The sequence below is a fragment of the Stenotrophomonas terrae genome (genome assembly GCF_001431465.1).
Taxonomy (GTDB): Bacteria; Pseudomonadota; Gammaproteobacteria; order Xanthomonadales; family Xanthomonadaceae; genus Stenotrophomonas; species Stenotrophomonas terrae.
In genome coordinates this window covers 23,105-39,771 of sequence record NZ_LDJJ01000014.1, presented here as the reverse complement: position 1 = coordinate 39,771, position 16,667 = coordinate 23,105, and the positions used below count along the sequence as shown (strand labels likewise).

Sequence of the window (16,667 nt, the reverse complement as noted above, 5' to 3'; positions counted from 1 at the left end):
TGCTTGATTCAGGCGCCACGTGCCTTGCCCGCGTTATGACCTACGGTGCCGAAGTACAGGATGTACAGGTAGCAGGGGATCATCAGCGCGGCGAACACCAGCTGGAAGTGCTCCGGGTAGGCATGCTTGAGCAGGGCGAAGGCCTGCGGGATGATCGCGCCACCGGCAATACCCATCACCAGCAGGGCCGAACCGATCTGGGTGAAGCGGCCCAGGCCACGGATCGCCAGCGGGAAGATCGCCGGCCACATCATGGCGTTGGCAAAGCCCAGGGCGGCGACGAAGCCCACCGACACATAGCCGTGGGTGAAATAGGCGCCCAGGGTGAACACCACGCCCAGCACCGCCGACACCGCCAGGTACTTTTCCTGCGAGATGAAGCGCGGGATCACCAGCAGGCCGATCACGTAACCCACCAGCATCGCGAACAGGGTGTAAGAGGTGAACAGCTTGGTCTGGTCCAGCGGCAGGCCGAAGGCATTGCCGTAGGTGCCGATGGCGTCGCCGGCCATCACTTCCACGCCGACGTAGACGAACAGACACATCACGCCCAGCCACAGGTGCGGGAACTGGAAGATGCTGCGCTTGGCGGCCTTGCCGTCATTGGCCACAGCATTGGCCTGGTCAGGCTGCACTTCCGGCAACGGTGAGAACAGCACGCCGACTGCAACCAGCAGCAGCACACCGGCAATCACCATGTAAGGGGTGTGGATCTTGGCGGCAAAGGTATTGAGCAGGTCGGCCTTGGTGGCGGCGTCCGCGGCCTGAACCTGGGCTTCCAGGTCACCAATGCCGTGCAGCACGAAGGTACCGATGATCACCGGTGCGAGAATGCCGGCAATCTTGTTGCAGATGCCCATCAGCGCGATGCGCTGGGCGGCACCTTCGATCGGGCCGAGGATGCTGATATAGGGATTTACCGCAGTCTGCAGCAGGGCCATGCCGCCGCCGATGACGAACAGGCCGGCAAGCGCGCCGCCAAACCAGCGCTGGGTGGCGAACTCGCCGAACGCCATCGCGCCGACCGCCATCACTGCCAGGCTCAGCGCCAGGCCCTTCTTCATGCCGGTGCGGCCGAGGATCCACGAGGCCGGCAAGGCCAGGAAGAAGTAGGACAGGTAGAACACCATCAGCACCAGGAACGCCGACACCTCGTTTACGTCGAAGGCCAGCTTGACGAAGGTGATCAACGGGCCGTTGATCCAGGTACAGAAACCGATGATGAAGAAGAGTACGCCGACGATGGCGATGGACGACGCCATGCTGGTACGCGGCGTCGAGTCGGGAACAGCAGACATGGGCAAAGCTCCTGCGGATGCGGGAGACGGATCGAGCCGTCCGGCGATTACGTGGGAACAACGTTGTCACATTTATTGTTTGCGGTGGACAGGTTTGTCAACAACGCAAGCTCAGCGAGCTATTCCGTTGGAACATCAGGAATGCCCTACAAGCCCGGAAGAATCAGGCTTTCTGCGAAAAACCCCATAAGTTAAGCCACTACACGCTATCGGATGCAACAAATGAAAGCGCCGTAGGGTTTGCGCAGACGCGCTGCAATGCAACATCGAAAGTTTCAATTATTCATTGACATCGTTGTCAGAACGATTACAGACTCGCCCCCGAATGGTGCCCCTCCGGGCGCTCCGCCTCGCCATAGGGAACCCGAGTGACTGCTGTCGTCCCCCCACTACAGACCACCCGCCTTGACCCCGCCAGTCGGCCGTTTTTTGCTGCTGACGTGGGCGGCACCCATGTCCGCGTCGGTCTGATCCAGGCGGCAGCAGCAAACGATCCGGCCATCGACGTACTGTCCTATCGCAAGTACCGGTGTGCGGACTACCCCAGCCTCAGCGCGATCCTGTCCGACTTCGCCAGCCACAACCCGCCGGTGGAGCATTGCGTCATCGCCACCGCCGGCTATGCGTTGGCCGACGGCACGGTGATCTCGGCCAACCTGCCGTGGCCGCTGTCGTCCAGCCACATCCGCGAGGAACTCGGTTTCGCCGGCGTGCACCTGGTCAATGATTTCGAGGCCGTGGCGCATGCCGCCGGCCACATCAACGCCAGCCAGGTATTGCAGCTGACCGGCCCGGCCGAAGCCGAACGTGGGCCGACCCTGGTGATCGGCCCTGGCACCGGCCTGGGCGCGGCGGTATGGATCCCGGTCGGCAACCGTTCGGTGGTATTGGCCACCGAAGCCGGCCAGGCCTCGCTGGCCGCCACCACCGAACTGGAAATGGCCGTACTGCAGCAGATGCTGCACGAGCGCCCGCATGTTTCCATCGAACAGGCCCTGTCCGGCCCCGGCCTGCTCAATCTGTACAACGCATTGTGTGCGGTGCGCGGCGTCGCGCCGGTGCACACCACGCCCGATGCGGTGAGCGCGGCGGCCTGCGATGGCAGCGACCCGCTGGCCGTGGAAACCCTGCAGCTGTTCTGCGGAATCCTCGGCTCGACCATCGGTGACATGGCCCTGCTCTACGGCGTGCAGGGCGGCATCTATCTGGCTGGCGGCATCCTGCCGAAGATCAGCCAATTTCTTTTGAACAGCACCTTCGTCGAACGCTTCCTCAACAAGGGGCCGATGCGCAAGGCGTTGCAAAGCATTCCCGTGAAGCTGGTAGAGCACGGGCAACTGGGCGTCATCGGCGCCGCCAGTTGGTATCTGGAAAAGTCGGCCACGTAGCCGTCAGCAGCATAAGCAACAGATCCACCAGCAGGACCGTAGTCAAGCGGCACTTTGTGCCAAACCATCAGATGTTGAGGAGAGACAACATGCATCGCAAGACAATGCTTTCGGCAGCCATCGTCAGCTGCCTCGCCTTCAGCGCACACGCGCAGGAAGCCGCAAAAACCGCCACCGACCTGGACACCGTGACCGTTACCGGCATCCGTGGCTCGATGGAAAAATCGCTGGACACCAAGCGCGAAGCCAATGCCCGCGTTGAAGTGGTCACCGCTGAAGACGTCGGCAAGCTGCCGGCGCACAACGTTGCCGACACCCTGCAGCGCCTGCCGGGCGTCAACATCAGCTCGTCCTCGGCCGATGAAGGCGGCTTCGACGAAGCCGACCGCGTCAGCATGCGCGGCACCAGCCCGAGCCTGACCCAGACCCTGATCAACGGCCACAGCGTCGGTTCGGCCGACTGGTTCGTGCTCAGCCAGGGCAGCAACGTCGGCCGCAGCGTCAGCTACACCCTGCTGCCGTCCGAGCTGGTCAGCTCGGTGGAAGTAAACAAGTCCTCGCAGGCTAAACTGCAGGATGGCGGCACCACCGGTACCGTCAACATCATCACCCGCAAGCCGCTGGAATTCGCGAACCAGATCACCGCTGAAGCCTCGATCGGTGCAGTGCGCTCTGATTCGGCCAAATCCAACGACCCGCAACTGTCGGGCCTGTTCAACTACAAGAACGACGACAACACCTTTGCAGTGATGGTGCAGGCGTTCAGCCAGAAGCGCGAGCTGCGTCGTGAAGCCCAGGAAATTCCGTCCGGCTTCTTCCAGATCGACCCGAAGGGCACGGTTGCCCAGAGCAACCCGGATCTGGCCGGCGTCTATGCCCCCAGCCTGCTGGGTTCGACCCTGTTCGAACAGACCCGCGAGCGCAAGGGCGGCCTGATCGGCCTGCAGTTCAAGCCGATGGATAACCTGACGCTGGGCCTGGAAGGCTTCAGCTCGAAGATGGATGCCAACAACTACAACCGCAACTTCATGTTGTGGGGTTCCTCGATCCTCAGCGACGTCAAGGACGATGATGGCAACGTCACCCGTCCCGGCCAGGCGCCCGATGCCGGTTACGTAGTCAAGGATGGCGTGCTGACCAACGTCAACTTCACCGGTCAGCCTGGTCGTGATTACGCGGTGTACGACATGATCTACCGCGAAGCCACCGCCAAGAGCAGCTACATCACTGCCGATGCCGATTGGCAGATCAATGACAAGCTCAATGCCAAGTTCCAGGCCGGCAGCACCAAGGGCACCGGCTCGACCCCGCGCCAGTTCATTGCCGAAGTAACCGCGGCCAATGGCGGCGGCGCGAACTGGACCACGCACGGCGCGGGCAAGCCGATCGACTGGAATGTCGGCGGCGACATCAGCCCCGCCGGCGTCACCAGCTTCGGCACCTGGGGCAACCAGGAAGTGACCGCCGAAGACAAGGAGAAGTGGTTCACCGCCGACTTCAGCCAGTACTTCGATACCGGCACCCTGAACTCGATCGACTTCGGCGTCCGTTACGCCGACCACAAGCGCGAAGCACAGTCGCCGGAAGGCGCCAGCCCGGGTGACATCTGGTCGACCCTGAAGAACGGCGCCACCGCCAACTTCCCGAGTGGCTTCGCCAGCGGCGTGGGCGGCAGCTTCCCGCGCAACCTGTGGTACTTCACCCCGGGTGCACTGAAGGACGCCATCCTCAGCAACTCCGACTGGCTGTCCAACAACGATGGCCCGACCGGCCGCCACAACTACGGTGGCGAGTGGAAGGTTGCCGAGAAGAATTTTGCCGGCTATATCCAGGCCAACTTCACGGGTGATCGCTGGAGCGGCAACGTCGGCCTGCGTTACGTCAACATCGACCAGGACATCAACACCTACCAGGCCGTCGATGACATCGCCAATGCCGACGTCAGCAGCCTGTTCGGCAAGTGGAAGGCCCTGGCCTACAACAACAAGCACGACCGCATCCTGCCGAGCGCCAACCTGAAGTTCGACATGAGCGATGACCTCGTGTTCCGCTTCGCCGCGTCGCAGACCCAGACCCTGCCCGACTTCTCGGCATTGGGTGCTTCCTCGTGGGGCTCTGACCTGAGCCGCACCGGTGGCGGTGGCAATCCGAAGTTGAACCCGGTGTTGTCGACCAACTTCGACGCCAACCTCGAGTGGTACTTCATGCCGCGCGGCCTGTTGTCGGTGGGCGCTTACTCGATGAACCTGAAGGACTATGTTGCCTTCGGCACCGAAACGCAGATGCTGTTCAGTGAACTGACCAACCAGCTCGAGGCCTATCAGGTCGCCGTGCCGGTCAACTCCAACGGCAAGGTCACCGGCGCGGAAGTGGCGTATGAGCAGCCGATCGGCGACAACTTCGGTATCAATGCCAACTACACTTATGCCGATGGCAGCACCTCGCACACCTGGGCGGACGGCACCAACAACCTGTTGGGCACCTCGAAGAACACCTACAACGTGGGTGGCTACTTCGAGAACGACACCTTCGGTGCACGCGTCAGCTACACCTACCGTTCGTCGTTCCTGATCGGCCTGAAGGGCGCCAGCCCGTACTACCAGGATGACTTCGGTACCTTGTCACTGTCGCTCAGCTACAAGGCAACGGATTGGCTGAGCGTCAGCTTCGATGCGCTGAACCTCAACAACCCGACCCTGAAGTACTACCAGAGCTCGGTGATTCCGAGTGCGTTCTACGAGAACGGTCGCCAGTACTACCTGAACTTCCGTTTCAAGTACTGATCCATCCCGGCAAGCAACATCGCCGGATAGCGTGACCCGCCGGGCCTGGATCATTCCGGGCCCGGCTTTTTTTGCGACACGTGGTGGCGAACCATGCTCGGCATGGGTTTTGCTCCACGCTTCCTGTAGTGCCGAGCCATGCTCGGCATTTGATTCGCTCCATGCTTCCTGTAGTGCCGAGCCATGCTCGGCAGGGTTTCTTTCGGCATTGCGTGATTGCCGAGCATGGCTCGGCACTACAAAGGCAGAGCATTGCCGAGCATGGCTCGGCACTACAAAAGCAAGACATTGCCGAGCATGGCTCGGCACTACAAAAGCAAGACATTGCCGAGCATGGCTCGGCACTACAAAAGCAAGACATTGCCGAGCATGGCTCGGCACTACAGCAGCAATAGCTTGCCGGGCTTGGCTCGGCACTACACAAGATCGATGCGGCACTACACACTGCCGCCCAAGCACAAACAGGAGCTCCGCCCATGACGAAGTCCTTCCACAAGCGCAGCCGCGCGCCGTGGCTCAGCAGTTGCGTATTGCTGGGCATGTCCGCCCTGCAGGTACAGGCCGCCGACACCACCTCCGCCCCTTCGCTTGTCCCCCTGCCCGCCAGCTACCAGGCTGACGGCGGCAAGGACTTCGTGTTGAGCAGCTCCGCCCGCGTCGGCGGCAACGACGAGGCCGCGCGCCGCGCCGCCGCGCAGTTCGTGACCCTGCTCAAGCAGAATGGCGGCCCGACCCTGGCCGTTGCCGACAATGCAGGCAAGGCACAGATCCGCTTCCGCCTTGATCCTTCCGCGACCAACACCGCCGAAGGCTATGCACTCAAGGTGTCCAACACCGGCATCGATATCAGCGCCGGTGATGACGTCGGCCTGTTCTATGGTGCGGTCACCGCCGCGCAGCTGCTGACCGGCAATACGCCCGGCCATGTTGCCGCTGCCACCATCGCCGATACCCCGCGCTTCCCGTGGCGTGGCTTCATGCTGGACTCGGCGCGCCACTTCCAGAGCATGGACGAGATCAAGAAGCTGCTTGATGCGATGGCGCAGCACAAGCTCAATACCTTCCACTGGCATCTCACCGATGACCAGGGTTGGCGCATGGAGATCAAGCGCTACCCGAAGCTTACCGAAGCGGGCAGCTGCCGCGTGCCGCTGGGTGATGCCGGCCGCAACGCCGCTACCGGCGAAGCGCGCCAGTACTGCGGCTACTACACGCAGGAGCAGATCCGCGAAATCATCGCCTACGCTGCCGAGCGCCATATCCAGGTGATCCCGGAAATCGACGTGCCCGGCCATGCCACCGCCGCCATCGTCGCCTATCCGGAACTGGGCACCACTGACCAGAAGCTGGTCATCGACAACCAGTGGGGCGTATTCCCGAACCTGTTCAACACCGAGGAAAGCACCTTCCAGTTCCTGGAAAACGTGCTGGAAGAAGTGATTGAAATGTTCCCGTCCAAGTACGTGCATGTTGGCGGCGATGAAGCGGTCAAGGACCAGTGGATCGCCTCCAAGCGCGTGCAGGAGCGCATGCGCGAGCTGGGCGCCAAGGACGAGATGGAAATGCAGAGCCATATCATCAAGCGCCTGGAGAAATTCCTGGAGCAGCATGATCGTCGCCTGATCGGCTGGGATGAAATCCTCGAAGGCGGCCTGCCGCCGGAAGCGACGGTGATGTCCTGGCGCGGCACCGAAGGCGGGCTCAAGGCCGCCAGCGAAGGCCACGACGTGGTGATGTCGCCGGTCACCCACATGTATATGGACTACCTGCAGACCGAGTCGCCGAACGAGCCGCCGGGCCGCCCGACTACCATTACCCTGCAGAAGGCCTACGAATTCGAGCCGGTGCCGGCCGAACTGGCCGCGGACAAGCGCGCGCACATCCTTGGCCTGCAGGCCAATATGTTCAACGAGCACACCCGCAACGACCAGAACCTGGAGCACAACCTGTTCCCGCGCCTGGCCGCAGTGGCCGAAACCGGCTGGAGCCCGCAGGACAAGCGCGACTTCAGCAACTTCCTGCAGCGTCTGCCGCGCCAGTTGCAGCGCTACCAGGCGATGAACATTGCCTATGCAAAGACGCCGTTCCAGGTGGACATGCAGGACAAAGGCGAGCACCGCACTGGTGCAGTGCAGGTGAGCCTGAACAATCCGCTGGGCTACCCTGTGCATTACACCGTGGACGGCAGCGCCGTTACCGCCAGCTCGCCGCTGTACGCGCAGCCGCTGCAGCTGAAAGTGCCGGTGCAGGTACAGACCGCTGCGTTCTTCGACGGCAAGCCGTTGGACGCAGCCAAGACCTTCAAGCTGGACGCCGCCTCGCTGCTGGTCCGCGAGGATACCCAGCTCGGCCTGTGCCCGAACGGCGGCAAGCTGCTGCTGCGCCTGGAAGATGACGGCCCGGCCGAAGGCGAGCGCGAAGTATTCAACGTCAACATCTTCAACCCGTGCTGGTTGTGGAGTGATGTTGATCTGTCGGATATCGCCCGCATCAAGGTGCGCGCAGGGCGCATTCCCTACAACTTCCAGCTGGCGCACGACGAGCCCTCGCGCAAGTTCGCCCCGGCGCGTACCGCCCACGGTGAAATGGAAATCCTCGCCAACTGCGAAGGCAAGCCGCTGGCCTCGGTGCCGCTGCCAGCCGAACCGGGTGCCGATGGCTTCCTGGAGCTGGATGCCGCCATCACCGCCCCGGCGAAACGCGGCGACCTGTGCGTGCGCTTCACCGGCGACACCCGCCCCACCATGTGGACGCTGGACTGGATCAAGCTCGAGCCGGCCAAGTAATCCACACGGCTGCAGTTGATGTACCCGGAAGGCCACCGCATGCGGTGGCCTTCTGCTATTTGGTGTTTGTGGCCGCTGTGTGGGCTTTGGGGCTCGTTGGGGCTGTGGAGTGGTGGCGCTGTGAGGCTGTGAGGTTGTGGGGTTGTGGGGCTGTGGATTTGTGGGAGCGGTGTAAACCGCGAAGCCAGGGATGCAACAGCCGACAAGATTCCCAGCTCGAAATCGGGTCCGAATATCAGCCTTGGCTGCTAGCACGAAAGGAGCGCCGCACAGCGTCATTGCTATCAGCTTCGCGGCTCGCGCCGCTCCTACAAGGCTGGCTTGCTTGCGCCGGCGCGGTGGCTTTGAGATCTGTAGGAGCGGCGTGAGCCGCGAAGCCAGGGATGCAGCAGCTGACGCGATGTTCGGCCCGCGATCTGATCCGAATGTCGGCCTTGGCTGTTGGCATGGATAGCGAGCCGCGCAGCTTCATTGCTATCAGCTTCGCGGCTTACGCCGCTCCCACAAACGCTGGTTTGCTTGCGCCGCGCCCTGACCGGCTCCGGATCTGGTCCGAATGCCGGCCTTGGCTGTTGGGTACGGCTTGAGAGCCCTGAAGCGTCATTGCTGTTGGCTTCGCGGCTTACGCCGCTCCTACAGGCCACCGCCGCGAGGCGGCCTGCTGTGGCTGGGCCAGGGCATGCCAAAAAATTTCACAGGACAGATCTCAACGGCTCGGATACCAGCAAATTCCCCCGTTGAATTTCATACGAAACCAAAATAACCCGCCAAATCATCGGCATATCGACTTATCCAGGCTTCGACATTGCGTGAAAATTTTTTGCAATGCGTCTTGACATCGTTGTCACGAAGCCACGACACTCCGCATGCCGCAACGCCATACAGGTGTCGCGCCATACCCAGGGGACGTACGTGGTTGCCAGCCTGTATCCAAAATCCAAGCTGGCCACCTCCGCATCGGCGGCGCCGCTGCTGGCCGCCGATGTGGGCGGCACCCATGTCCGCATTGGCCTGGTGCAGCCCGGCGCCCACCCTGCCGCACCGCTGCAGTTGCTGGCCTATCGCCAGTACCGCTGCGCCGACTACCCGGACCTGAGCACCATCCTTGCCCAGTTCCCGATCGACCGCAGTGAAGTGCGCGAATGCGCCATTGCCAGTGCCGGCTACGCGCTGCCCGACGGCACCGTTATTTCCGCCAACCTGCCATGGCCCCTGTCCTGCAACCGCATCCGCGATGACCTCGGCTTTGAGGCCGTGCATCTGGTCAATGATTTCGAGGCCGTGGCACATGCCGCCGCACACATCGATGCCGGCCAGTCGCTGCTGCTGAGCGGCCCTGCCGATGCCGCGGAAGGCCCGGTGCTGATCGTCGGCCCCGGCACCGGCCTGGGCGCTGCACTGTGGATCCCCAACGGCTCGCGCTCGATGGTGCTGGCTACCGAGGCCGGACAGGCTTCGCTCAGCGCCAGCACCGCACTGGAAATGGCCGTGCTGCAGCAGATGCTGCAAGGCCGCAGCCATGTCGCCATTGAACATGCACTGTCAGGCCCCGGCCTGCTCAATCTTTACAATGCCCTGTGCGTGGTCCGCGATCGCGCCGCAGTACACCGCTCACCCGATGCGATCAGTGCCGCCGCCTGCGATGGCAGCGACCCGCTGGCGGTGGAAACGCTGCAGCTGTTCTGCGCGATCCTCGGCTCCACCATCGGCGACATGGCACTGCTGTACGGCGCGCAGGGTGGCATCTACCTGGCTGGCGGCATCCTGCCGAAAATCAGCCAATTCGTTTTGAACAGCAACTTCGCCGAGCGCTTCCTCAACAAGGGGCCGATGCGCGAGGCGCTGCAGCGCATTCCCGTGAAGCTGGTAGAGCACGGGCAACTGGGCGTCATCGGCGCCGCCAGTTGGTATCTGGGACGCAGGGAAATTGAACCCGTCGCGTCGAATTCGGCAGTACCGCAGGTGCATGGGGATGTCTGCTCGTGCACGGGTTCCCACTGAAGAAAAAACCGGCCAAGTCCGCCGGCATCCAACAATGATGAGGAGAGACATCATGAGGTATCGCAAGTCCGTACTATCCGCCGCCATCGTCACCTGCCTGAGCTTCTCGGCGCACGCACAGGATGCTGGCACGCAGGCCACCGAACTGGACACCGTGGTTGTCACCGGCATCCGCGCCAGCTTGAAGCAGGCACTGGATTCCAAGCGTGATTCGGACGCCATCGTCGACGTGGTCACCGCCGAGGACGTGGGCAAGTTCCCGGCCACCAACGTTGCCGAAGCCATCACCATCATCCCCGGCGTGACCATCGACAAGGCCTTCGGCCAGGGCGAAAAGGTCTCGATCCTGGGCACCGACCCCGCTTTGAACCGCACCCTGCTCAATGGCCAGACCATTGCCTCGGCCGACTGGTTCATCTCGGACCAGCCGGGCCGTACCTTCAACTACTCGCTGCTGGCACCGCAGCTGGTGAGCAAGGTCGAAGTCTACAAGTCGCCGGAAGCGTGGCTTGAGGAAGGCTCCATCGGCGGTACCGTCAACGTCTCCACGCGCAAGCCGCTGGACCTGAGCGGCACCACCATTTCCGGTGCGGTTGGCTACCTGTACAACGACCGCGTCGAAGCCGGCGATCCGTCGGTATCGGCCATGTTCGGCTGGAAGAACCAGGCCGACAACTTCGGCGTGATCGTCTCGGCGCAGCGTTCGATCGAGAACATCCGTCGCGACGGCATCGAGTCCTACGGCACGGTCAGCGGCAAGGACTACATCAACGGCAAGGGCGGCTCGCCGAACTCGATCACCACCACCACCACCGACTGGTCGACCGACCCGGCTACCACCATGCCGCCGAGCTGCGTGGGCAGCTGCGCCGAAACCCTGCTGGCGAACCCGAACGCAGTGGCACCGAACGCGATCAGCGCGCACTACTTCGAACAGGAGCGCAAGCGCGACACCCTGTCCGTGGCCCTGCAGTTCAAGCCCACCGACGAGCTGGACATCGAGTTCAACGCGCTCAATGTGAAGGCCAAGTACGACAACATGACCCACTCCATGTTTGCCTTCAACGGCAATCCATGGAACTCGCTGGCCAGCATGACCGACGTCACCGTCGATGGCGGCGTGATGACCAAGGCATCGTTCCGCAACGCACTGACCGTGTATGACCTGCTCAACCGCCAGGCCACGGTGGACACCGATTCCTACGATCTTAAGATGACCTGGAAGGACGAGCGCTGGTTCGCCTCGGCCCACGCCGGCACCTCCAAGGCCAGCGGCGGCACCGGCAAGCAGGTATTCGGCGAGTTCCTCAACAAGGCCGACTACAGCTATGACCTGAGCGGCAAGACCCCGACCCTGAACTTCCACGGGTACCAGACCGATCCGATCACCGACGTCGCCAACCACATGAAGCCGGGCCATGCCGGCAGCCCGTTCACCGATCCGTCCGCCTATCGCTTTGACGGCGGCGGCCCGGCCGGCGGCTGGCACACCAATCCGCCCAATGCCACCAACTGGGGCGCAGGCTGGGGCGGCAACATTGTCACCAAGCCGACCGAGGACAAGGAAAAGTACATCCAGGCCGACTTCGGCATCACCCTGGATTCGCCGATCTACCAACTCCGCTTTGGCGTGAAGCGTCGCGAGCATGAAACCTCGCAGTCGATGGCCGGTGTTTCGCTGGCCTCGATCAAGGGCTATGGCGACCTGACCGCCGATCAGTTCAACCCGAAGGAAGTGCCGGACAGCTACCTCAGCGGTTTCGGCAACGTCGGCGACCTAAGCAACCGCTTCATGATCGACGGCTGGGCACTGGCCGACTACATCAACAGCGGCAAGTGGCTGGCACCGTGGCAGACCATGCCGACGCCGAGCACCTTCAGCGATCCGTCTTATGCCGCCAACACCTGGACGGTGAAGGAAAACATCAACGCTGCCTACGTGCAGGCTGATTTCAGCTATGACCGCCTGCGCGGCAACTTCGGCGTGCGCCTGGTGCAGACCGAGTCGGAAAGCACCGGCTATGCCTGCTCCTCGCTGCAGAGCCCGTGCCCGGCTGACGGCTACGTGCTCAACACCATCAAGAAGAAGTACAACAACGTCCTGCCCAACATCAACGTTGCCTACGACCTCAACGACAGCGTGGTGCTGCGTGGCTCGGCAGCGAAGGTGATCTCGCGCCCGAACTACGGCGACATGTCCAGCTACCTGTGGATCGGCGACCAGACCCTGACCGGCGGCGGCGGCAACCCGAACCTGGACCCGTACGAATCCACCAACCTGGACTTCTCGGCTGAGTGGTACTTCGCCGAGAACGCCATCCTGGCCGGTACCGCCTTCTACAAGAAGGTCGACAACTACGTGCTGGTCACCACCCAGAAGGAAACCCACTACAACCAGTCGCAGCAGACTGACACGGTGTACGACATCTCGCGTCCGAACAACGCCGGTGGCGCGAAGATCCAGGGCTTCTCGGCTGCGTTCCAGACCAGCCTGGACAACGGCCTTGGCCTGCTTGCTAACTACACCTACGCCGATGCCAAGGCTGACGCCGGCAACCGCCTGCCGTTCAACTCCAAGAACCAGGTCAACTTCAGCCCGTTCTACGAGAGCGAGCGCTGGAGCGCACGTGTCACCTACTCGTGGCGTTCGAAGTACTACACGCAGGCTGACCGCGGCAACTTCCTGGTCACCGATGACTACGACTCGCTGGATGCCAACATCAACCTCAAGCTGACCGACAACCTGACCCTGGGCCTGGACGGCATGAACCTGCTCGACAGCGAGTACCGCTCCTACGCCGAAGTCCCCGGCGTGGCCAACACCGAGAAGGTCATCCGTGGCCTGTATCGCACCGGCCGTCGCTACATGGCTACGCTGCGCTTTGCCTTCTAAGGCGTAGCCAAACGCTTTAATTGTTCTGCGGTCTTTTTCTCCAGCGGGCTTGGGTATTCCAGGCCCGCTTTTTTTTGCCCGTCTTGACCAGCACGCAGGCACTGCATAAGCCACGCCGATCAGCGCACACGCGCAGCGCGGCAATCAACCGGCGGCCGACGGCAGCCACACAGAAAACAGCACCGCAATGCGCGCCGACAACGGCGAAGCGGAATGTGGATTACCAATGAATTGAATATAAACATAATTTTCAAAAGAACAGGAAATCATCAACAACAAGTTTCAACAGGAATGAATGGATATTCTTTTTCATGCGCTTTATCCTTTAAAAATAGGGATTATTGCTTGAAAAAAATATTTCAAAGCGTCCTTTTTTCGTGAAAATTATTTTTGCAAATCAAAAACAAATACACGCACACTCCACCCCGAGCTGAACGACGGTAGTCACCCGCCCCAACCACCCATCGAGGCATGACGTGGACAAGCAAGGCCGGCAGTACATCCGATCCACTCCCCATCGCGCCGCTTGCGGAGCGCTCTGGGCCCTTGCTGCAACCGGCCCGTTTTGACCTGACACCGCGTTCGACGCGGCCGACCACTACGGCGCCCGCGATGTTTCTCCGCACACCCGAAGGGATGCGGGAATCACTGGACGGCACCACCTGCCGGCCATCCATCAGCAAAGGGAGAGAGACCTTTGAAACACCGCAAGTCACCGTTAACCGCCGCCATCGTCAGCTGTCTGGCGATCAGCTTTGCGGCCAGCGCACAGGAAGCGCAACCGGATGCAACCGAACTGGATCGTGTCGTTGTCACCGGCATCCGCGCCAGCCTGCAGCAGTCACTTGAAACCAAGCGCAATGCTGACAGCATCGTCGACGTAATCACCGCCGAGGATGTAGGCAAGTTCCCGGCCACAAACGTTGCCGAGGCGATGACCATCATCCCCGGCGTCACCATCGACCGTGCCTACGGCCAGGGCGAGCGCGTCAGCATCCTCGGTGTTGATCCGGCCTTGAACCGCACCTTGCTCAACGGCCAGTCCATCGCCTCCGGCGACTGGAACATGTCCGACTTCCCGACCCGCACCTTCAACTACTCGCTGCTGGCCCCAGAACTGGTTGGCAAGGTGGAAGTGTTCAAGTCGCCGGAAGCGCGCATGGACGAAGGCTCCATCGGTGGCACGGTGAATGTCTCCACCCGCAAGCCCCTGGACATGCCCGAGCGGATCAGCATCACCGGGCGAGTGAGCTATTCGCGCAATGATCGCGTCGAAAAAACCGACCCCAGCGCATCGGCCGCTTTCGGCTGGAAGAATGTGGATGACACCTTCGGCTTCATCCTGTCCGCGCAATCTACCAACGAAAGCATCCGCCGCGATGGCATCGAATCCTTCGGCACCGTGCTGGCCAAGCACTACCGTGATGGCCTGGATGGTGCGGCCGGATCCATCGCCACAGGCAACTGCGTCGATGCCTGCGCCGATGCGATCCGCAACAATCCCAACGCCGTTGGCCCCAGCTCGGTCAGCGCACATTTCTTCGAACAGGAGCGCAAGCGCAATACCTATTCCGCCTCGTTGCAGTTCAAGCCGGTTGAGAAATTGAACGTCGAACTCAACGCAATCAAGATCGATGCAAACTTCGACCACATGGCCCAGGCCATGTTTGCCTGGCAGGGCAACACCTACGGCAGCCTTGGCTCGCTGACCGACATAACCATCGAAGACGGGTTGATCACCGCGGCCAAGCACAAGGGCGCACGGATGGTGTTCGACATGCAGAACCGCCGCGCCAAGATCGAGTCGGAAACCTACGACATCAAGGCGGACTGGAATGACGAGCGCTGGTTTGCCTCCACCCATATCGGCTCAACCAAGGCCGAGGGCGGCCCGGAGCAGGTGTTCGGTGAGTTCCTGGCAAGCGCCGACTACGACTGGTCAATCCAGAACGGACCCGGCACTCCTGCAACGCTGAACATCACCGGCCCCAATCCGTTCACCACGCCTGAGCTGTTCCGCATGGACGGCGGTTACGGGAGCACCAACTGCGCCACCACCAACAACTGGTGCTCGGGCTGGGGCGGCAACCTGGTGGAGAAACCCACCCTGGACAAGGAAACCTATGGCCAGGTGGACTTCGGCATCAAGCTGGATTCCCCCGTCTACCTGCTGCGCTTCGGCTACAAGCAGCGCGCCCATGAGACCGGCCAGATTCAACGTGGTGTCACCCTGCCATCGGTACAGGGTTGGGGCGACGCCACTGCCGACATGTTCAACCCGCGCGACCTGCCGGACAACTACCTGAGCGGTTTCAGTGGTTATGGCGACCTCAACAATCGCTTCACCATCGATGGCTGGGCGCTGGCCGACTACATCCGTGGCAACACCTGGCTTGCCCCTTACCAGACGGCACCGATCCCCACCACCAAGGGCAACTCGGAGTTCATCCGCAACACCTGGACCATCGAGGAAGACATCCAGGCCGCCTACGTGCAGGCCGACTTCAGCTATGAGCGACTGCGCGGCAACATCGGCCTGCGTTATGTCAACACCAAGCTCGATTCAAGCGCCTACGCCTGCAACACCGGACTGAATGGCTGCACCAGCAGCAGCATGACGCCCGAACAGGTGGAAGCGTCGTATGACTACGTGACCCGCAGCAGCAAGTACAGCAACGTCCTGCCCAATCTGAACCTGGTCTACGACGTTGCCGACGATGTGGTACTGCGTTTCTCCGCCGCCAAGACCATGGCCCGCCCCAACTATGCGGACGTGTCCAGCTACCTGTTCCTGTCCGACCAGTCGCTGACCGGTGGCGGTGGCAACCCCAACCTCAAGCCCTACCGCTCGACCAATCTGGATTTCTCCGGCGAATGGTATTTCGCGCCGGAGGCGATCCTGGCAGCGTCGATCTTCTACCGTGATGTCAGCGACTACGTGCTGCGCATCTCGCAGGAAGAAACCCACTACAACATCAACCAGCTGCGTGATGCGGTGTTCCTGGTGGATCGCCCGCAGAACGCCGGCGATGCCAAGGTCAAGGGTTACTCGCTGGCCTGGCAGCAGAACATCGGCGCAGGTTTCGGCATCATCGCCAACTACACCTATTCGGACGGCCAGGCCAGCAATGGCAAACCCCTGCCCTTCAACTCGAAGAACCAATACAACCTGAGCCCGTTCTTCGAGAACGACAAGTGGAACGCCCGCATCACCTACAACTGGCGCGACAAGTATTTCACCCGCGTCAGCGGCGGACGCGATGTGTGGACGATGGAATACCGCTCGCTGGATGCGTCGGTGGCTTACAAGGTCACCGACAACCTCAGCATCGGGCTTGAAGGCATGAACTTGCTGGACGAGGAGTACCACAGCTACTACGGCACCGAGAAGCTGCTCAACGGCGCCTACAAGAGTGGCCGTCGTTACATGGCTTCATTGCGCTTCGCCTTCTAAACCGTAGTGCAACATCACCTGGCGGGAGCCCAGTGCTCCCGCCAGGTTCCTGCCACCCAACCAG

The 16,667-nt window shown here is 61.8% G+C and carries 8 protein-coding genes; 7 read left to right on the top strand and 1 reads right to left on the bottom strand.

The genetic code is table 11. The features are described from left to right. Positions 1 to 8: 8 nt before the first annotated feature. A complete protein-coding gene (locus ABB27_RS05210) occupies positions 9 to 1,298 on the bottom strand; it encodes a sugar MFS transporter (protein ID WP_057627175.1) in 1,290 nt (429 codons plus the stop codon). A 368-nt stretch (positions 1,299 to 1,666) separates the two neighbouring features. On the opposite strand from ABB27_RS05210, the gene ABB27_RS05205 reads away from it, so the two are divergent. The 7 genes from ABB27_RS05205 (at position 1,667) to ABB27_RS05180 (ending at position 16,603) form a co-directional block, all read left to right on the top strand. Further along, complete coding sequence (locus ABB27_RS05205) at positions 1,667 to 2,686, top strand: glucokinase family protein (protein WP_057627174.1); 1,020 nt, start codon at positions 1,667 to 1,669, stop codon at positions 2,684 to 2,686. 89 nt (positions 2,687 to 2,775) lie between these two features. Further along, positions 2,776 to 5,469, top strand: a complete 2,694-nt coding sequence (locus tag ABB27_RS05200) for a TonB-dependent receptor (RefSeq protein WP_057627173.1) — start codon at positions 2,776 to 2,778, stop codon at positions 5,467 to 5,469. Positions 5,470 to 5,630: 161 nt separating this feature from the next. Continuing rightward, positions 5,631 to 5,864: a hypothetical protein gene (locus ABB27_RS19620; protein ID WP_152984448.1), complete on the top strand. Its 234-nt coding sequence runs from the start codon at positions 5,631 to 5,633 to the stop codon at positions 5,862 to 5,864. Positions 5,865 to 5,945: 81 nt separating this feature from the next. After that, on the top strand, positions 5,946 to 8,255 hold the full coding sequence (locus tag ABB27_RS05195; protein ID WP_057627172.1) for a beta-N-acetylhexosaminidase: 2,310 nt from the start codon (positions 5,946 to 5,948) through the stop codon (positions 8,253 to 8,255). Between the two features lie 912 nt (positions 8,256 to 9,167). Next, positions 9,168 to 10,256: a glucokinase family protein gene (locus tag ABB27_RS05190; protein WP_244479145.1), complete on the top strand. Its 1,089-nt coding sequence runs from the start codon at positions 9,168 to 9,170 to the stop codon at positions 10,254 to 10,256. Positions 10,257 to 10,308: 52 nt separating this feature from the next. Next, positions 10,309 to 13,149, top strand: a complete 2,841-nt coding sequence (locus ABB27_RS05185) for a TonB-dependent receptor (RefSeq protein ID WP_057627171.1) — start codon at positions 10,309 to 10,311, stop codon at positions 13,147 to 13,149. A 697-nt stretch (positions 13,150 to 13,846) separates the two neighbouring features. Further along, complete coding sequence (locus ABB27_RS05180; RefSeq protein WP_057627170.1) at positions 13,847 to 16,603, top strand: TonB-dependent receptor; 2,757 nt, start codon at positions 13,847 to 13,849, stop codon at positions 16,601 to 16,603. Positions 16,604 to 16,667 lie beyond the last annotated feature (64 nt).